Annotated in this window: 18 protein-coding genes; 6 read left to right on the plus strand and 12 right to left on the minus strand. The window is 45.2% G+C overall.

Going from position 1 to position 19285, the window contains the following annotated elements; all coding sequences use genetic code 11:
• Nucleotides 1-276: 276 nt before the first annotated feature.
• The gene (locus QUA23_RS15570) at nucleotides 277-1434 is read right to left on the minus strand and encodes a DegT/DnrJ/EryC1/StrS family aminotransferase (protein WP_333076757.1); all 1158 of its coding nucleotides are present in this window, start codon (nucleotides 1432-1434) and stop codon (nucleotides 277-279) included.
• A gap of 127 nt (nucleotides 1435-1561) precedes the next feature.
• Here QUA23_RS15570 and QUA23_RS15575 point away from each other — a divergent pair, with 127 nt between their 5' ends.
• Nucleotides 1562-2341 carry an ABC transporter permease gene (locus QUA23_RS15575; protein ID WP_333076756.1) on the plus strand — a complete coding sequence of 260 codons (780 nt, stop codon included), beginning with the start codon at nucleotides 1562-1564 and terminating at the stop codon, nucleotides 2339-2341.
• A gap of 162 nt (nucleotides 2342-2503) precedes the next feature.
• Here QUA23_RS15575 and QUA23_RS15580 read toward each other — a convergent pair whose 3' ends face one another.
• From QUA23_RS15580 to QUA23_RS15610, 7 genes are all read right to left on the minus strand, one after another.
• On the minus strand, nucleotides 2504-3271 hold the full coding sequence (locus QUA23_RS15580; protein ID WP_333076755.1) for a hypothetical protein: 768 nt from the start codon (nucleotides 3269-3271) through the stop codon (nucleotides 2504-2506).
• Complete coding sequence (locus QUA23_RS15585) at nucleotides 3264-4400, minus strand: AAA family ATPase (protein WP_333076754.1); 1137 nt, start codon at nucleotides 4398-4400, stop codon at nucleotides 3264-3266. The genes QUA23_RS15580 and QUA23_RS15585 overlap by 8 nt, the downstream gene beginning before the upstream one ends.
• A gap of 169 nt (nucleotides 4401-4569) precedes the next feature.
• A complete protein-coding gene (locus QUA23_RS15590) occupies nucleotides 4570-6459 on the minus strand; it encodes a hypothetical protein (protein WP_333076753.1) in 1890 nt (629 codons plus the stop codon).
• A 159-nt stretch (nucleotides 6460-6618) separates the two neighbouring features.
• Nucleotides 6619-7293 (minus strand): nitroreductase family protein, encoded by a 675-nt coding sequence (locus QUA23_RS15595; protein ID WP_333076752.1) that lies wholly within the window; start codon nucleotides 7291-7293, stop codon nucleotides 6619-6621.
• Nucleotides 7294-7449: 156 nt separating this feature from the next.
• The gene (locus QUA23_RS15600) at nucleotides 7450-8433 is read right to left on the minus strand and encodes a GntR family transcriptional regulator (protein ID WP_333076750.1); all 984 of its coding nucleotides are present in this window, start codon (nucleotides 8431-8433) and stop codon (nucleotides 7450-7452) included.
• 209 nt (nucleotides 8434-8642) lie between these two features.
• On the minus strand, nucleotides 8643-10328 hold the full coding sequence (locus QUA23_RS15605) for an adenylate/guanylate cyclase domain-containing protein (protein WP_333076749.1): 1686 nt from the start codon (nucleotides 10326-10328) through the stop codon (nucleotides 8643-8645).
• 61 nt (nucleotides 10329-10389) lie between these two features.
• Nucleotides 10390-11799 (minus strand): aminopeptidase P family protein, encoded by a 1410-nt coding sequence (locus QUA23_RS15610; protein ID WP_333076747.1) that lies wholly within the window; start codon nucleotides 11797-11799, stop codon nucleotides 10390-10392.
• Between the two features lie 396 nt (nucleotides 11800-12195).
• Here QUA23_RS15610 and QUA23_RS15615 point away from each other — a divergent pair, with 396 nt between their 5' ends.
• Complete coding sequence (locus QUA23_RS15615; RefSeq protein WP_333076746.1) at nucleotides 12196-12639, plus strand: DUF4332 domain-containing protein; 444 nt, start codon at nucleotides 12196-12198, stop codon at nucleotides 12637-12639.
• Nucleotides 12640-12668: 29 nt separating this feature from the next.
• A complete protein-coding gene (locus QUA23_RS15620; protein WP_333076744.1) occupies nucleotides 12669-13028 on the plus strand; it encodes a Spx/MgsR family RNA polymerase-binding regulatory protein in 360 nt (119 codons plus the stop codon).
• Nucleotides 13029-13030: 2 nt separating this feature from the next.
• Here QUA23_RS15620 and QUA23_RS15625 read toward each other — a convergent pair whose 3' ends face one another.
• The 4 genes from QUA23_RS15625 to QUA23_RS15640 all read right to left on the minus strand — a co-directional run bounded on the left by QUA23_RS15625 (nucleotide 13031) and on the right by QUA23_RS15640 (nucleotide 17530).
• Complete coding sequence (locus QUA23_RS15625) at nucleotides 13031-13459, minus strand: GNAT family N-acetyltransferase (protein ID WP_333076742.1); 429 nt, start codon at nucleotides 13457-13459, stop codon at nucleotides 13031-13033.
• Nucleotides 13440-15059 (minus strand): cyclic peptide export ABC transporter, encoded by a 1620-nt coding sequence (locus QUA23_RS15630; RefSeq protein WP_333076741.1) that lies wholly within the window; start codon nucleotides 15057-15059, stop codon nucleotides 13440-13442. Before QUA23_RS15630 ends, QUA23_RS15625 begins: the two co-directional genes overlap by 20 nt.
• Before the next feature lie 140 nt (nucleotides 15060-15199).
• Complete coding sequence (locus QUA23_RS15635; protein WP_333076740.1) at nucleotides 15200-15805, minus strand: Uma2 family endonuclease; 606 nt, start codon at nucleotides 15803-15805, stop codon at nucleotides 15200-15202.
• A 153-nt stretch (nucleotides 15806-15958) separates the two neighbouring features.
• Nucleotides 15959-17530 (minus strand): NAD(P)H-quinone oxidoreductase subunit N, encoded by a 1572-nt coding sequence (locus tag QUA23_RS15640; RefSeq protein ID WP_333076739.1) that lies wholly within the window; start codon nucleotides 17528-17530, stop codon nucleotides 15959-15961.
• Between the two features lie 223 nt (nucleotides 17531-17753).
• Here QUA23_RS15640 and QUA23_RS15645 point away from each other — a divergent pair, with 223 nt between their 5' ends.
• The 3 genes from QUA23_RS15645 to QUA23_RS15655 all read left to right on the plus strand — a co-directional run bounded on the left by QUA23_RS15645 (nucleotide 17754) and on the right by QUA23_RS15655 (nucleotide 19282).
• A complete protein-coding gene (locus tag QUA23_RS15645) occupies nucleotides 17754-18626 on the plus strand; it encodes a phosphotransferase (RefSeq protein ID WP_333076738.1) in 873 nt (290 codons plus the stop codon).
• A gap of 306 nt (nucleotides 18627-18932) precedes the next feature.
• Nucleotides 18933-19052: a GrpB family protein gene (locus QUA23_RS15650; protein ID WP_333076737.1), complete on the plus strand. Its 120-nt coding sequence runs from the start codon at nucleotides 18933-18935 to the stop codon at nucleotides 19050-19052.
• A gap of 14 nt (nucleotides 19053-19066) precedes the next feature.
• Entirely contained in the window at nucleotides 19067-19282 is a 216-nt protein-coding gene (locus tag QUA23_RS15655) for a hypothetical protein (protein ID WP_333076736.1), read from the plus strand.
• The last annotated feature ends 3 nt before the right edge of the window (nucleotides 19283-19285 follow it).

The raw sequence follows: 19285 nt of genomic DNA on the forward strand, positions 1-19285 counted from the left end.
TCTTCCTTCTTCGTTCTTCCCTCTTTCCTCTTCCTTCTTCCTTCTTCATCATTGACCGATCGCATTGCAAGGTTTAGGCGAGCGGAAAATGCACCCGTTCGAGGCGGATTGCTAGCCTAAATTTGTTTCTTTTCATTAAATATAGTACATAAAAGTACAAGTGATCGGTCAAAATACTTAACGGCTCTCCCTGACCGCTGCACATTCTCACAACACTGCAAGCCTGCAATTCTTTTCTCCTGCTGCGTTTCGCTCGCTTATGCCATCGCGCCAAAGCTACCGGATGCGATCGGCCTTTGCCAAGCAATCTTTAAGCCCATAAATCGTCCGCTCTTGTTGATCCCTCGACAGTTCCGGAAACATCGGCAAAGACAAGACTTCGCGACAAACTTGCTCAGCCTTTGGCAACTGACCTGCTTGATAACCCAAAGATTTGTAAACAGGTTGCAGGTGCAAAGGTAACGGATAGTAAACCATCGAACCGATGCCAGCTTCCTGCAACTGAGCCCGCATCCAATCTCGAAAATCGCCAGAGAGATTTTGCGCCTCTTCTGGACTTGTCAGCCGGATCGTGTATTGATTCCAAACTCCTTTTGCTTCCGGCAACTCTTTGGGGACGGCAACTCCGGGCACGCGGGAGAGAAATTCGCTGTAAAGTGCCGCTTTCTCCTGCCGCTGCGCGTTCCAACTGTCGAGATACCGCAATTTAATGCTGAGAATCACCGCTTGCAGGGCATCTAAACGGCTGTTGTACCCGATTTCTTCGTAGAAATATCTAGAAGACTGTCCGTGTTCTTTGAGCACTCGCATCGAAGCTGCGAGTGCAGGATCGTTTGTCGTCACCGCCCCACCGTCACCGCAAGCGCCTAAGTTTTTGGTCGGATAAAAACTGAAGCAGCCGACATGGCCGATGCTGCCGACTTTTCGAGACTGCCACTGGGCCCCGACAGACTGGGCGCAATCTTCAATTACGGCTAAGTTGTGTCGAGTCGCAATTTCCATCAACCGAGTCATGTCTACGGGTTGACCGAAGATGTGCACTGGCATAATTGCCTTGGTTTTTTCAGTAATTGCCGCTTCGAGGAGCTCGACATCCAGATTAAAAGTATCGCTGTCAATATCGACAAATACTGGAGTCGCGCCGACGGCGCTAATTGTCTCAGCCGAAGCAAAAAAGGTAAAAGGAGTGGTAATCACTTCATCGCCGGGGCCAATTTTGAGAGCTCGCAAAGCCAAAATCAAGGCATCCGTGCCGGAGTTGCAGCCAACGCACTCGGAAACGCCGATGTAGTCGGCGAACTCTCGTTCAAAACTCTTTACGGCCGGGCCGCCTACGTAGCCGCCAGAGGCAAGCACTTTTTGCACCGCAGCGGTTATCTCGTCGCCAATCTGCGCGTATTGGCGGGTTAAGTCGAGGGGGGGAACATTATTCACTCTTCACACCATAAATTTCAAGCATTATCAAAGCAAATTCTTGCAGCAAAACTGTTTCTCAGAAACCTTTATTGCAATATCTTATATTTGGACAGGCAAACAATCACATTATCGAAAGGGTGGGCCGGTGTTAATTCTGCTAGATTTTACAGATTTGGGTTGGGCTTTGGGGATGGTGGCGATCGCGATCGGGCTTTCGGCGTGGCAGGGATTGGGGCTGGAGGGGGCGATCGCGATCGCGGCGGGGCGCACCCTGATCCAGCTAATCTTAGTCGGATACGTGCTCGCAGTCGTATTTGACCCGGAGGGGAAAAATCCTTGGCTGGTTTTAGCAGTTTTAGCAATCATGCTGACAACAGCTAGCATGGTTGCCAGCAACCGCATCAGCAAAAAAATCAAGAACTTACTGCCCTTAGTTTGGGGTTCAATTTTTATCAGTACGGCCTTGACTCTCGCCTATACAAATTTGCTAATTTTGCAACCTGACCCTTGGTACGAACCGCAATACCTGATTCCTTTAGCGGGTATGATATTGGGCAATGCCATGAACTCCGGGGCGATCGCCGGCGAAAGACTTCTCAGTACAGTTAATAGCAGCCAGTTAGAAATAGAAACCCATTTAAGTTTAGGTTCCACTCCGCAGCAAGCAGTAAAACAGTACCGCAAAGATGCCATCAAAGCTGGATTAATCCCGCTCTTAAATACAATGACAGTCGTAGGAATCGTGACTTTACCCGGGATGATGACTGGTCAAATGCTGAGCGGTGTCAGTCCTCTCGATGCAGCATCTTACCAGATTTTGATTATGTTTGTGTTAGCACTGGCAACTGTAATCGCAACTCTGCTGTTGACTGAGGGATTGTCCCGGAAGTTTTTCAATCAAGATGCACAATTGATAAAATGGTAATTGGGAATTGGTGATTGTAGATGTAAATTGATTATGATTACCGTAGGGACGGGTTCACCAATATCTCCCATACAAATGATAAATATCATAAACCCGCCCCGCCCGTGACTTTATCGACCACAAGATCCGGTCGGGGCAGGTTTAGGGAATATCGGGCTGATCTTACTCAGCAGATCCAATGATTGGAATTAATCGTTCCTCGATTTCATCAATATAGGCTGTTAAGCCTGTATGAACACCGTTTTTTCGTAGAAGTTCCAGACTCGTCTCTTCCCAGCACTGTTGTTCGCGTTCCATCTTGCCACCTGTTAGCTTTTCGAGAACAACTTTAGGATTTCTAATGCGATCGGGTTCTGTCAATGAGTTAGAGCGTAGTCTGTGTGACTCCTCGCAAGGATTAAACGTCAATTGTGTCGTTATCTCTTTAAGGATTTGTTCTTCGTCTTTATTAGATGGAATAAACCCATTCAAAACCCAGGCTTCCCGCATTCTGTGGGGTGTACCAATAATAATTGCTAATTTAGGTTGTTGATCGATATGTTCTAAACGTGCTTGCTCGATATGTTCTCTTCGCTCAGGTTGACTGTCTAAATCACGCATAAAAATAACTGCTTTAATATCTCTCTTTTGTTTGTGTTGTAAAAAGCTGATTAATTTTATAATTTTATTAGCTGATTGACCATCAGTTTTAAACCTTCCATTTGATCTGAGGGTGGGGAATTTAAATTTATCGGAAAAACGTTTAGTTATATCATCGATATTTTTCCAGCAAGAATTCTCTGTACCAGCTTCTAAACCACTCCATTGAAAGTGGTGTTGCAGCGTCTCATGCTCTAACCACTCAACTTTCTCCACTAAAAGGCGCTCGGCTAATTTTGTAGCGGTTCGTGCATCTGCGCTACTTTCTACAATCACGACAAACTCAATCATTTCTTTCTCCTGCAACCACCCAATCTTCCCCTTCGGCATCCCAAAATTCGCCAGTGGTTAAAGTTTGTTTTGCCCATTCTACATCAGGATGTTCATCCAATCGTTTGCAAATAGTCACACCTGAATTGTTGTTACTTAATACGTGGACTTGAGACGGAATAAGTTCATCCACAATGTAAGGAGAATGGGTAGAAAAAATTATTTGGAGATTGGGGTTGTCTTGAATAATTTCGTTGAAAACAGCGATTAATTCTCGTTGCGCTTTTGGATGGAGTCCCTGTTCAACATCATCTAGTAACACTAAATTAGGTTGATTGGGATTCATCAAAACAGTCAGTAATCCGAGAGCGAGCATTGTTCCTTCGCTAATGGCATGGGCTGGAATACGCTTACCAGTATTCATGTCTAGGACGACTTCTTGCCCTGCAATTTCCTGACTTTCTTCGTAGGAGATAGATTTGCCATCGACTTCGATTAAGCGTTGGCGATTGACCATAACTTTAGCTCGCCTTACCCCTACCTCGCGTACACCTGGTACAATCCGTTTCAACATTTTCTGTAAAGATTGAAATTTATCTGGAGCTTCGTCACGAAGATAGTCTAAGGTAGGTGCTAAGCCTGAACCATCGAACTCAACTCGCGGTGTAATTGCATCACTGTAAGCTGCTTTGGCAAGATTACTGGCTACGAGCTTAAGATGAACTGCGTTTCTCAAAGATTGCTGAATTGGCTCTTCCGTAGTCATTAAAGAAGTTTCAGAGACTACGTGCCTATATTTCGGGTTTTTATCGGCTTTCCATGATGCTCTAAAAGCCCACTTATGATTAACGCTTTGTCTCCAGTCATAAGAAGCTTTCCAATCATTTCTATCTCGGTGTTTCCAAAAACCAGTTGCAGTAACAGACATATTACGTTGCCCAATTGTTGTAATAAATTGAGGCGCTCTTTCATGCTGAAAAATATTGTCAAATGATGAATTAGCAAGCAGACTTAGATAATGCAATGCTTGCAAAACTGATGTTTTACCCGAACTGTTTTGTCCTACGAGTGCGTGTAGGCGTGAACTATCTAAACTAAGTTCTGTATCTTTATGACTTTTGAAGTTATGAAGTTTGACTTTTTCTAGCATTTGATTGCTAATATTATTTTATACAGTTTGAGTGCCGATATTGTAGTGTGTGTTCGGATGTTCTAAGTTGTTGGCGCGGATCTAATTTTAACTATCCTGTTTCTTGAAACAATGAGTGGGGCGTTGCTCCTAGCCCGCCCCAAAAACTAAAATTAAATGCCGTAACAGCTTACTTCGGTTCGTGACTCCCAATTCGCTGACCTTCGCCATCGTACACCTGCATCGGGATTTTGGCGTTTTCTGCGATCGCCTCCAAAGCTTTTTGCAATGTTTGAACGTGCTTTTCTACAGCTTGACGAGTCTTAGTAGCATTGTTGTTGTTTGCTTGGATGAAGGTTTGTTGCAGTTTCTGCACGTAACCTGGAGTCATCTGCACCGCAATCAAATCTTTGCTAACAGTATAGTCGCAAATCTTGGGGTTGCCTTTGCAAGTTTTATCTAAATCGGTGCGGGCTTTTTGCAGGTTTCTTTCTTCCTGCAACCTTACTTCTGCTTGCTGCAAGGAATTTTTGTAGGAAGCGATCAGCGGTTGGGCTTTCTGAGAATAGGAAGTTGCCGCCGGCACTTGCTCCGCGTAACTCAAAGCTCTTCGCCAGGATTCTGATGCTTTAAACCAGGCGTTTTTGCCCTCAAAAATTTGAGCTTCCGCTGCTAAAGTCACAGCTTGAGTATACGCATTTTCCGAAATTCCTTCGACATTTTTGCGCTCGCGAGCTTCTGAAAGTTTGGTTTCATATTTAGGAACTAACAGTTTAGCTTGTTGGTAAGATGTCGTGTTCGTGGGAATTTCTGATAGGATGTCGAGGGATTCTTCCCAACCTGATTGCACTTGATCCCAAGTCTCGGCTGTCTGAGCTACTGCTTCGCGAGCTTCTGCTATTTGGGCTCTACTTTTGGCCGCGAGCAGCGTTTTTTCGGCTTTTTTCTCTGTGCTTAACTGGCGATTTCCAGTTGCTAAATTCTTCCCGTATTCTTTTGTCTTTCTCTGAGCAAACGGATAAACTGGGCTGTCTGGGGGGATTTCTCCGAGTTCGGCGATCGCACTTTGCCACAGAGCTTGCGCTTCCTGGCCGTCCTCGGCAGAATAAGGCGGATTTTGGGTTTTCTGGGCTGCTGACTGTGCGAGGCGCGCTGCATCGATCGCAGAGTTTAAATTCTGATTTTGCGAACGGTAGTTTTCCAGGGCGCTTTGAGCTTCACCGCGATGAATTGACCAAGAGGGAATCGGTTCCAAAAGGGCGATCGCCTGTTTTAACTGTCGCTGCGCTTCTTGGGGGCTATTGGCAACTTTTGACGTTTTCAGCGTCTTCGTCGAATTCTCGCTCAACTGTTTGGCATTAGCTAATGCACTGCATTCTCCGATGACGCAGGGGCGGCTCAGCATATAATAACCGCCTGCCAAAATTAGCGCCGCCATGCTGACCATTCCTGCTGCAGCCAGCATCGCAAACGGTGAATGCTTGGGTTTTTGGGCAACTGTTACCGCTTCCATATCCAGCGGATTGAAGGGATTGTCTGCAATATCTGTCGGTATAGCAGCTACTTTAAAGGCGATCGGATCGGAATTGCTGGAACTCTCAGACAAATTGGGGAAATATTCTTCATCCCACGCATCTTTACCATCCGTTTCTAACGGTATCTCCTCCTCTACATCCGCCGTCTGGGCAGCATTTTCTGTTAAGACTATCCCGGTTTCTTCTGCGGGGGTATTCTCGGTTTTTTTGAACAACTGCACTGTTTTTGGTCTTGACAAAACAGGGTTGTGCATGGTAAAAGAATGGAAAGCATAAGGCTGTTTTTGCCCGGTAATTTTTAGGCAAAGTCCAATCTGTTGAATAGATTCTGGTTCTATTTCGAGAATTGCTGCTTCTAGCACAGCAAAAGTCGGTTTGGCTTTGAGAACTAAACTGCGCGGGTGTTCTCCCACAACCGTTAAAGATTCATCTCGAAAATCACAACTAATATAAAGCGGTAAGTTTTTAAATCCGGCTGCTTGCAAGTGTTGCTGCAATTTTACTTCTAGAATTTGTGCGTTGCTTTGTCGCGTTGCTACTGTCATATTTTCTCCTCTGTCTGAACTCACCACTTTCGATTTTAGATTTGGAATTTTAGATTTTAGATTGCAGAACAGTCGGGATTTTTGATTGGTTTGAACTTTTGCCCCGCTTCATTCCAAATCTTAACTCTGAAAATTCAAGTTGCCACAAAATCTTAACTCTCAAATCTCAGCTTGCAAAGCCTGTCCATAACTTTCGCTGTAATAAACTTGAGTAACCTCAAAACGTCCGCCATATTGTTTGAAAGGTTCTGCTGCATAACCAAGTGGCAGCAAACAGCAAACATCTACTTCTTCGGGAATTTGAAAGGCTTCTTTCACCTTAGCGCTGACAAAACCTTCCATCGGACAACTGTCTACCCCAAAACTTTTAGCTGCAATCATTAAGTGGGCTACTGCGAGCATTGTATGTCTGTTTGTCCAAGTTTCTAGGGAGTCGAAGCAGGGACGGTTCTCGAACAATTGCGGGATTGCTTGTCGCATATAATCGGCTAAATTGTCATTCATTGCCCCTGTGGCTTTGCCCAATTCGATGACGGCTTCGGTGTTTTCGGGCCTGCCGGCGCGCCGATCGCCACAACAGATTAATACTGTTGGGGCTTCTACCACTTGGCGCTGATCGAAGGCGCAAGCTTTTAATTTTTGTTTGCTGGCTGGGTCTTGAAGTACGATAAATCGCCAAGGTTGTAAGTTGTAACCGGAGGGCGATCGCACTCCCAACCGCAAAATCTCTGCCAATATTGCTGGGGGAATCGGATCGGGTTTGAAGCTGCGCGCGGCCCGTCGGCTTTCGAGCGCGGTTTTAACATTAATTGAAGGTTGGATTTCAATTGTCATAGATAATTGGTAATTGGTAATTGGTAATCGGTAGTTGGGAATTGGGCATTGGGCATTGGGGTTGGGGCATTGGGCATTGGGATTGGTAACTTAAAAAAGTTGAATTGTTTTTCTTCCTTCTGCCTTCTTCCCTCTTCCTTCTGCCTTCTTCCTTCGTCATCCCAAGCCCAACTCGCGCTTGAGCAAATTAATCGACTTAGATCCGATGTAATTTTCGGAGCATATCAGTTGCGGGGGACGAATAATATCTTCTCTAGCCGCATTGATGGCAGCTTTTACTGTAGCAAAACTCGGTTGGTCACAAAAAATTGTTCTGGCCGATCGCACGATCGAGTTAATCTTGTACTCGTCTGACACCAAAGCCGTCATCACCAGCAAATCCTCTCCCCGGATGCTGTGGATGATGACTTCGGTCGATCGTAGCATTCCCGGACTCAGGCTCACGAGACCCAAATAACTGTCTTTCGGCAAACCCCCGACTAACTGGATTTCCTGGCTGTAGTCGTAGATGTCTACGGGAATAACTCGCACCGAACGCGGTGCCGAAATCGATTCTGCTTCTCCGATAAAATATCGACTCGTGATCACAGTTCCCGAAGAAATTTGATCCAAAAAAGTACCTAGCTGTTCCATAGGCACTAACTGTATGGGAATACGGAGAGCTTGTTCGAGTTCTTTCGCCATCAGTTCACCCACGCCGATGTCTTCTGCGGGGGCTGTGACGACCACGCGGGCGCTGCACCTGAGCCGCCAGTCAATTTCGGCCAAAAATAATTCCCTCGCTTGGTTGAGCGTACAGCCCTGTCCCAGCAGTTGATCTATACTTCCTTGCACTATTTTGTTGGCAAGGGGATATTCTTCGAGGATCGGAGATTTGAGTTTGTTGCCGCCTTCGTTGCCTTGAGCGCGGACGTAAATGCCCGATCCTGCTTGGGCTTCTACGAGTCCGGTATTTTCGAGCTGGCGGTATACTTTGCTGATGGTGTTGCGGTGCAAACCCGTCTGCATGGCTAGTTGTCTGGTGCTGGGCAAGCGGTGTCCGGGCGGAAATTGTCGCGAGGCGATCGCAAACCTGATTTGATTGAATAGTTGGGTGGATGCTGGAATATCGCTATCTGTTTGAATATGAAATTGAACCATTATTAAAGGCTCCGACGACTTCAACTTAGTATTTTTATAACGTCGAGTACCGCGCCTAGGATTGCTCCGATATCTCTGTCTATAGCATAATCTTATTTGGTTGATCTGCAGCAGCCGTTCTGCCACAGGGCGATCGCGCCGAAGAAGCGATTAATCGCAGGCTTCGGAGTTTCTCTCAACAATCAGGTACTTTCAAGTCTTAGTTTTATTTACTCTGAGATTTTGAGCTCGCTTGCTATTTTTCTACCCGTCACCAAATAAGTCTGCATTTCCCCTTTACCTTTAATCTCGATCTCGCCACGATCTTCAAATTCATATTTATCCTGGAGCAACTCATAAGTATAGTGGCTGACTTGAATGCGACCTGCTATGCCATGAGATTCCATGCGGCTGGCTGTATTCACCGCATTTCCCCACAAATCGTAAATGAATTTTTTAGTGCCAATTACCCCCGCTACCACCGGCCCGCTATTAATCCCGATGCGGAGGTCAAATTTCGTATCTAGCTTCACATTTAATTCCTTAATTGCTGCTAGCATATCCAGCGCCATTTCGGCGATCGCCTCTGCGTGGTCTGGACGTTCAATGGGAATACCGGCTGCTACCATGTAAGCATCCCCGATCGTCTTGATTTTTTCTAAGCCGTGCTTCTCACTCAGTTGATCAAAAGTTGAGAAAATTTCATTCAGTAAGTATACTAATTTAGTGGCGGGCATGGTAGTAGAAATTTGGGTAAAATTCACCAAGTCAGCAAAAAGAATTGTTGCTTTTTCAAACTTGTCAGCAATCAACCCAGGCTTATGCTTCAACCTGTGGGCGATCGGTTCTGGCAAAATATTTAGCAGTAAACTTTCAGTTTTTTTCTGTTCTTTCCTGAGTGCAGATTCCATCTGCCTGCGCTTGGTTATGTCGTGAAAAAACACAGAAATGCCGTCGTGAGAAGGAAAAACCCGGACTTCCAACCACACTTTTAAGGGACGATAATATTTTTCAAAAGCCACTCCAATTTGTTTGGCTACAGCTTCATGATACTCTTTATAAAAATCAGAATTTACGAATTCGGGAAACTCTTCCCAAAAATTTTTACCATAAAGTTCTTCCTGCGAGCGCTTCAAAAATTGCGATCCTTTGTAATTGACGTAAGTAAATCGCCACTGGGTGTCAAAAGCAAAAAAAGCATCGCTCATTCCTTCTAAAAAATTGACAATTTGCTCGTCTGTAGAACGGAGTTTTTCTTCTACTTGTTTGTTCTTGATCTGTGCGCGCTTTAATTTAGTCAGATTGATTCGCAACTCCATGTGGTTGATAATTTGCCGTCCTAAAGTCTGCAGCGCTTCTAGCTGTTCTGGGGCGAGATTACGAGGGATTGTATCTATGGCGCACAAAGTGCCGATCGGATAACCGTCAGGAGTTACTAGCGGCGCGCCAGCATAAAACCGAATATTTGGATTGGAAGTTACTAGCGGATTGGCGGCAAAGCGATCGTCATCTAAAGCATTGGGTACAACTAGCAATTCGTTGGGATTTAAAATAGCATGGGCGCAAAAAGCTGACTCTCTCGGAGTTTCGGGCGCTTCCAGACCGACTTTTGATTTAAACCACTGTCTGTTAGAATCTATTAAGCTTACTAAAGCAATAGGAGTGCCGCAAATATAGGAGGCTAAAGCTGTTAGATCATCAAAAGCTGCTTCGGCCTCTGTGTCGAGAATGTTGTAGCGGTGAAGTGCTTCTAGCCTCTCTTCTTCGTTGCTGGGCAAAGGTGCAGCTTGCATCGGAGGCGGTGAGGATATAGGTTTACGAACAATGCGTGGAAGTATTAGTGCTGCGATTTTTCTGACTTGCGAGAGCAATTTTTTAACTAATATCAAAAGACTTGTTTGCCAACCTTTATTCATCTTTATTTATTTTTTTTCACCCCTGATGGAACTGCGTATGTGCGATCGAACTCTGCTCTACTTACGTATTTACCGCAACTAACTCCTCAATCTGCAGAGCTTTTGTGGGCAATTTCCCAGTCAATACTTCTCTACCCTCATCGATGACAAGTATATCATCTTCTATGCGTATCCCCCGCACATCGGCAAATTTTTCCAACTCCTCCCACTTAACAAAATTTTTATATTTGGCACGATTTTCAGAGTTATTCAAAATTGCCGGAACTTGATAAAATCCCGGTTCGATTGATACCAGCATTCCCGGACGCAAAACTCGATTCAGTCGTAAAAATCCCAAACCAAACCGACTGCTTCTGGTTCTTCCGGCTTCATAACCAGCCAAATCTCCTAAATCTTCCATATCGTGAACATCCAAACCGATTAAATGTCCGATACCGTGTACAAAAAATAGCGCGTGAGCATCCATTTCTACCAAATCTTCAACATTGCCCTGCAAGATACCCAAATCTACTAATCCTTCCGCCATAATTTGAGCAGCTAACAGATGAATGTCTTGATATTCCACCCCCGGACTAACTTGATCAATACAAGCATCGTGTGCTGCCAAAACTACATCATAAATCGCTTTTTGAGTCGGAGAAAACTTGCCAGAAACCGGCCAAGTGCGAGTCACATCAGCCGCCCATCCCGTTGATGTTTCTGCACCAACATCTGCTAACAGCAAATCTCCGGTTTGTAGGGAATTGTGATAATGTTCACTGTGCAGCACTTCTCCATGCACAGTCACGATACTAGGATAGGCATAGGTCATATTTTTGGAGATGATGACACTTTCCATTGCAGCGCGCACCCCTGCTTCAATTTGAGCATTTCGAGTGGCCGCCATTCCCGCTTTGTGAGCTTCTACGGTGACAGCCGCAGCTTGACGCAATTCGGCCAAACTACCTGCATCGTGGCTCAGGCGCAGAGATACGATCGCCTGAGTTAATTCTAGGTCGATTCCGGTTGGCGAGTTGGGCGGTGCCAGAGGGCGATCTAGAATTTGAGACTGTTGCAACTGAGTCCAAGAATCCTGAACGGCGATCGTTGCTGCATTGGTTGTTAGCGGAGCCCTCGAAGAGGATCGGGCTTTCAATTCGGCCATTGGGAAAGCAGCATCAGCCCCAATTAGTTCGGCAATTTCTGCTCTTTTCGGCATTTCTCCGTGCCAAAGAGTGCTGCTAGCAGGTGCGTCATCTAAGAACAATTCTAATTTCCCCGACTCTAAGCGAATGGCAGCATTTTCTAAGGGCAAACCAGCAAAATATAGAAAGTGACTGCTGGCACGAAAGGGATAAGTAAGTGCCGGATAATTGCGAGGAATGCTGCGCCCCGACCATAAAATTACCGGAAAACTAATTAAACTGGCTAGTTTTTGCCGCCGTTGCTGTAAAGTATTAGTTAACAAATCATAACCTTCTGTAATTTTCATGGGTAGAAACCGATAAGTTTGAGTTTGGTTTGCAGTCAGCGGGAAGTTTTTGCATTCTCAGCATTAAAGCACTAAAATTCAGACTGCCAACTTTGCAGACATTTTTGAGAAAACTCTCATCTTTATCTGATTTTTGGCTAGCATTTATAGGCTGTCTTTTTTATAGTCTTTGTCGTCATCGCCGGGATGATTTGGTTAAGCAGTAAGCCTGAGCCACAGACAGGAAAAAAAGGCTGAAAGTGCTACTCCGCAGGCAATTAGCAGAAATGTCACAACACCCGCAATTAATCAAACTCCTTGGTCGGGTTTTTGTTGATTGGGTGAGGTGAGCGATCGCCTATATTGACGGTTTGATCTTTTAGACTTTAAAGTATAAGTAAAATTAACTGCAAAAACATGAAAATTTCTCACAAAGCTCCTCAAACTTCAGCGCAAGTACGCGATTGGCCGATCGCACACTTACCGGGATTGAGCAAGGAAAACCAATCTCAACTGGAAGAGTGCAGCATCACCACAACCGGACAACTAATTCGCATGACGAAAACGCAGGCGGCGAAAGTGTTGCTAGCCAATCAATTACAGATTAACATTCAATATGTTAATAAATGGGTAGCGATGGCAAATTTGGCTCGAATTCCAAGTGTAGGGTGTCAGTATTGCGGGCTGTTACTTCACGCCGGCGTTGCTTCTCCGGCTCAATTGGCTCAAATGCCCGTGGAGAGATTGCACCAACAAGTTTTAAGGCTGCACGTAGCGACAATGCAGCGCAATGACTTGACTCCTTCAGTCGATCGCGTGCAAAAATGGGTTCAACAAGCTAGATTAGTCAGTAGTCATTAGTCATTAGTCATTAGTTAGTAGTCATTATTATGTCAATTCAAGTTTACGGAATCCCGAACTGCGGAACCTGCAAAAAAGCTTTCCAGTGGCTCAAAGATAGCAATGTTAATTACGAGTTCATTAACACAAAAGAACAGCCGCCGACTCGCGAAACAATTCAAAGCTGGGTAACTGCTTTGGGTTTTCAACCCATGCGAAATACTTCCGGTCAATCTTACCGCGCTTTGGGCGATGACAAGAAAAATTGGACTAGCGAACAGTGGGTGGAGGCTTTTGCTAAGGATGCGATGCTGCTGAAACGTCCTCTTTTCGTTAAAGATGGAACGGCTGTTTTAGTAGGTTTCAAAGAAGACGCAATTAGAGAAAAACTGGAGATTTTAACAGCCTGAGTTCAGCCTGTTGTTCGCCGCAAAAACTTAAGTTCGCCCATATCATCCGTGAAACCCCAACGCTCGTAAAACGGCATCATGTTCGGCAAACAATTAAGATAAAAATGCTCGACAGCTTGCAGTTGAGGATGACTTAAAACTGCATCCATCAACTTCGCACCCAGTCCCATTTTTCTGTGTGTCGGCTTGATAATCACATCAAAAATCATTGCTCTGTATACGAAATCGGTAATGACGCGGGTAATGCCAATTAGTCGATCGCTCTCATCGACAAAACCAATGATAACATCAGTAGAAGCCAGCATTTTCACCACATCTTCCCGCGTCCGCTTGTCGCTCCAAAACTCGTTTTTGTACAAATCCATCAAGTCGGAAACCTGGCTTTCGGTCAAAGTTTCGACCATTCGGTACTTATCCATTTGATCTGTCATACTCTACTTTACCGTAATCTAGTTTAATTGCGCGATCGGCAATATCAAAATAGCGATCGTCGTGACTAATCACAAAAACCGTTTTCCCCCGCCGCTTCAACTCCGGTAGCAACTGCTTGTAAAAAATATCCCGGAAAAACGGGTCTTGATCCGAAGCCCATTCATCAAACAAATAAATCGGTCTATCTTCTAAATACGCCGTCAGCAAAGCCAGCCGCTTTCGCTGTCCCTGAGACAAAGCCGTAGTTGACAAAACTCCGTCTTTCACCTGAACTTTATTCTCCAAATGAAACTCTCGCAAATATTCAGCCGCCTGCTTGTCCAAATCGTGATTAGTCATCCCCAAAAGCCTTTCAAACAGATAGAAATCCGAGAAAATCGCAGAAAAGTTCTGCCTGTACCACTCTCGATTTTCCTCAGTAATTGGCTGGCCATCTAAGAGAATTTTTCCCGATTCAGGAATGTACAAACCAGTGATTAGCTTAGCGAGAGTTGACTTACCGCTGCCGTTACCGCCAATTATAAACACTAATTGACCCGGATGAAACTTCAAATTAAGCTCGCCCAAAATAAAATTGCTGTCTTCTTTTTCTCCCGGATAGCTGTGAATTACTCGATTTAACTCCAGCGTCTCCCACTCAGCAGTTGGAAACGGTTTAACCGTTGAATTTATCTCAGCTTGACTCGCCAAAGCCAATCCCATTCTCTCTATCTTTTCCACCGAAGTATTAGCACGAAAAATTGCCGGCAACCTTTGCAAAATATTCTGAAATGGAGACATCAAATAGGTACTTGTCAGAATATAAGCTGACAAAACAGGTGTAGAAACTGGCACAAATTTCGGCAAAGCAAACAGCAGCAAACCCATCAGCATAAAAAACAGCAACTGACCGACTCCAATCGCAACTGCGCCAGTATTCAAAGCAGTCACGTTATAATCGCGGGAAGCATCAGCACTCACCTGCAATTGTTCCGTAAAAAACTCTTGGCGGCGCAACGAATGCAGTTTAAGTTCCTTAATCCCATCCGTAATACTGCGAAAATGCTTAAATAATGTATCTTGTTCTTCTCTGGCTAAATCGAAGAATTTCCGCATTTTGCTGAGCAACAACTGCACCGTGCCAATCATCAGCACCAAAAAACAAAAGACAACAACAAAAACCGTACCCGAAATCGTGCTTAAATAAGTTAAGCAGCCCACGATAACGGCGATATCAACACAAAGAAAAGGAATCAAAAATATAGTATTAGAAAGCGTTCCCACATCATCAGTCAGAGTTGCCAGCAAGCGGTTAGCGCCCAACTCTTCCAAATTCCGCAAAGGAGTAGACAAAATGCCACGGCTCAAACTCAGACGCAAATTATAAACAGCTTCTTGAGAGAGATAAATTAATAAAAATTGGGATACAAAGCCACTCAAAAGAGCCAAGATTGCTAATCCCGCAAAATACCAGACTAAATTACCATTGGAATTGTCGCTGATTGCACGGTTAATTAGGGAAATTAACGTAGCGCTGCAACCGCCGCTGATTAAGCCTGTGAGTATGGCGATGGAAACATTTAACCAAGAAGCTTTTAATAGTAACCAAATTACATTCATCTAATTTTACTCTTAATTGAAATTTTGAAACTCACGTGCAAACCAACGAAATCCCCGACTTCTTGGTAACAATCTCGATTACTACTGAATAAATTTGATTCAGCAGTCGAGTCTCTTGATATTCGCATCCCCCAATAGCATTAATTTTCTTCTTGTACTTCCGTTTCCTGGGTTTCAAATACAACCTGCTCATAAATATCGAGCATCGACATTTGCACTTCCACTGAAGCGAAGGAAACTATTGCTGATTCTCCCTCATATTCCCGAAACAACCATTCATTTGATTCGGTTTTAATATATTGTGCGACTAAAAACTCAGATTGATTGACTAACAGATATTCACGGAATTCAGGGATAGATCGATAAAACCGAAACTTATCCTCTCGATCAAAATCCTTGGTAGACTTAGAAAGCACTTCCACAATCAGCACAGGATTGAGTATTTCATCTTTCCGTCCCTCTGTGCAAACTAATTCTCCTTCAACTACCATCACATCTGGATAAGTCCCGCGTCGATACCGAGGAATCCACAACCGCAAATCGCTCATAAATGGTCTAGCATTCTTTCCCCGCAAAGCAGATTTTAAGAACGCATAAATATTACCGATTATCTGGCTGTGATTAATACTACCACCCGTCATTTTTACAATTTCTCCATCCCGGTATTCATTTCTAAACTCAGCAGTTTCCTCTAAATCCCGGTACTCATCTGGAGTATAAAACTTTGCCTTACTTTGTACTAACATTGTTGCCTCTGTACTAACTTTTATCTGCGTTAATCTGCGTTAATCTGGCTACATCTGCGGTTAAAAATCATAATTAACAGTATATCACAACAAAAAAGAAACGCCCAACTGCAAAGAGTCAGGCGTTTTCCACTATTTCACAACCAGGACAAATTAATCCCGACGAGACACTAAATTCGATTCAATGTTCGCACCCACAACAGGTTGCACATGACTCAATGCCGACTGCAAGATGGGAGTTTTGGTAATAGCATCATTAGCCAAATTAAACAAAGGGTTCGACAAAATTCCCGCCAATGTTGTCGCAACTAAGGTGAGTACAACGCTGACTTGCAAAGGCCGCATTCCCTGAAGATTCCAGCGAACTTCGGGATAATTTTTTACCGCGTCTGACATTTCTTGAGGTTCTTTTACTACCATCATCTTGACAACGCGGATGTAGTAGTAAATCGAAACTACGCTGGTAATTAATCCCAGAATAACTAAGCCGTAAAGTCCTGCTTGCCAGCCTGCCCAGAACAGATAGATTTTGCCGAAAAATCCAGCCAGGGGCGGAATTCCACCGAGAGAAAGCAGGCAAATACTTAAGGCTAAAGTTAACAGCGGATCTTTTTGGTACAAACCCGAATATTCGCTAATTTGGTCGGTTCCAGTCCGCAGCGAGAACAGGATGATGCAGGCGAAAGCACCCAAGTTCATAAACAGGTAAACCAACAGATAAAATATCATGCTGGAGTAACCGGCTTCTGTTCCTGCAATCAAACCCAGCATCACAAAACCGGCTTGGGCGATCGACGAATAAGCCAAAAGCCGCTTCATGCTAGTCTGGGCGAGGGCAACCACATTTCCCAACACCATGCTGAGAATGGCTAAGGCCGTGAATACGAAGTGCCACTGTTCGGTAAGTGCGGGGAAAGCAGTTGTTAACAAGCGGATTGCTAGGGCAAAACCGGCTGCTTTGGAACCGACAGAAAGGAAGGCAACAACCGGTGTAGGAGAACCTTCGTAAACGTCAGGAGTCCATTGGTGGAAGGGAACCGCAGAGATTTTGAAGGCGATGCCGGCGATCGCAAAAACCAAAGCAATCACCAAACCGAGAGATTGACCTTCATCCACAGTAGAAAGGTTAGCCGCGATCGCACTTAACTTCGTTTCGCCGCCCGACAACCCGTACAGCAGCGAAATCCCGTAGAGAAACACCGCTGAAGAAGAAGCCCCAATTAACAAATATTTCAAAGCAGCTTCATTGGAACGCGGGTCGCGTTTTGTGTAACCTGTCAGCAAATAAGACGAGATACTCAGAGTTTCCAACGAAATAAAAATCATCACCAATTCATCAGCGCCGCTGAGGAACATTCCCCCCAAAGTAGCGCTAAGCAAAATGCCGATGAATTCCGCTAAAGCAGTACCAGTTTGCAGTACATAGCGGACGGATATCAAAATAGTGACAGCCGCACTCAAAGCGATAATTCCGCGAAACACTAAACTCAAGGCATCGCTGTTAAAACCGCCCAGAAACGAGATGGTATCCGTATTATCCCACTGCAAACACAAGGCAGCGACGGCGGCTAGCAAACCCGCAACGGCAGCGTAGGGAGTCCAACCCGAGGAACTGCGGCCTACGATTAAATCGCCGACGAGAACCACCAAGAGGGTGATGATGACAATTCCCTCTGGCAAGATAGTTCCAGCATTTAGCTGGGCAGCAAGAGTAGCAAAATCCATATTTTCAGGCAGGTTGGGTAGTACAAGCCGCAAAGGCTGTAATGGGCTGTGAACTTGTAAAAATTCTTTACCAAACACAGATTGTATCGCGGAAGCTCCCTCATGCTCTCTGCGTTGCGAGTGTGAGCTTTTGTATTACAGTATAATACAAAGAAGTAGGTTCGCAGTTTCGCGTTGACTCGCCGGCTGCGGGCAACTGCGAACCAGTTTTAATGTGCCGCTTATGCCATCCACAGAATTCGATCGCCCCGCACTTACAGCCCGCGCCGTCGCAGCATCGGTGTCTGTTGCCTCTGCAGCCGGCATTCGCGTAAACGACCCCCACGTGCTTGCTGACACCTATTCCGTGCGAGTTCACCTGAAACCTGCACCCATTGTGGCTCGGATCGCTACCCTAACCCCCGTAGTGCGATCGCCAGTCGAGTCTTGGTTGGCCCGCGAACTCTCTGTCGTCGCCTTTCTGGCTGCCAAAGGCGCTCCTGTAGTCCCTCCCAGCGATTTTTTACCCCCGGTTCCCCACCATTGCGACGGTTTGACGATGAGCTTCTGGCGCTACTTTGAACCAATCTCTGATGCTTTGCCCGATGGGGCGACAGTCGGACGAATGCAAGCTGAACTGCACGCGGTTCTGCGCGATTACGCGGGCGATTTGCCGCTGCTGGCGCCGCCCCTCAACGATATTCCGCGCGGGCTCGAAAGGCTCGAACAGCTTGGCAATATTCTGCCGAAAAGTGACCTGACGCTGCTGCAAACAACTTACGATCGCCTGCTTGGGGAGTTAAGCAATTCAGTCAGCGTGTTGCAGCCGCTGCACGGAGATGCCCATGCCTTAAATTTAATTCCAACTGCGAAAGGATTGCTGTGGAACGATTTTGAGGACACTTGCACCGGTTCTATCGCCTGGGACTTGATTAACCTCGACGATGAGGGGATGGCCGCTTATCCGAATGCGCCCGACTTTGCCACTCTAGAACCGTACCGTAAAATGCGACAGCTACACGCGATCGTTTGGGTATACGCGATATCACCCGAGTTACCCGACTGGATCGCAACTGCTAAAACCATGCTCGATAACTTGCACATACTTAAGTCCTAATCATCTTTATTGTGGAACAGGCCCGAAAGCCTGTTCCTGAATATGCTGCCACTTTAAAAACCCCGATTCAAATTGAGTTTGGGTAAAAACTATTTCGCTTTTATATTTTATATTTTATATTTTATAGTTTCGGGTGAGCCGATCGAGCTGATAAAATAGTAACGGTCGTGCCAAATAATATTTAGCTAACAGGTAAATATTAGGTCTTTGCCTCACTTTAAAAACTTCCGAAAAGTAGAAGTAGTTCCCCACGATCCAAGATGGCGAATTACCTTCCTTAAAGAGTCAAAACAGATTGCATGAGCAATGGGAGAAAAGGCGGTCACCGTTCACCATATCGGTAGCACAGCGATGCCGAGCATTTATGCAAAACCGATTATTGATTTCTTAATTGAGGTCAAATACCTTGCTAAAGTAGAAAGTTAAACCAATAATTCGGCATGACTGATTCGCTAAGTGCCTACAAACAGGAGATTCTCAATGACTTCAACAACCCTCCCGACTACGAGAATGAATTTCACAAACAAGCTGCAACTCGGTTAGTAGAATTGCCAAAAGTGCGATCGGGCCAGCTTGTTCTAGATATCGCCACCGGAACAGGTTTAGCGACTATTGCGGAGGATGCACTTAGGTCGATCGGACTCAAGAAAATATAAATC

The sequence above is a fragment of the Microcoleus sp. Pol1C5 genome (assembly GCF_036701115.1).
Classification (GTDB): Bacteria; Cyanobacteriota; Cyanobacteriia; order Cyanobacteriales; family Microcoleaceae; genus Microcoleus.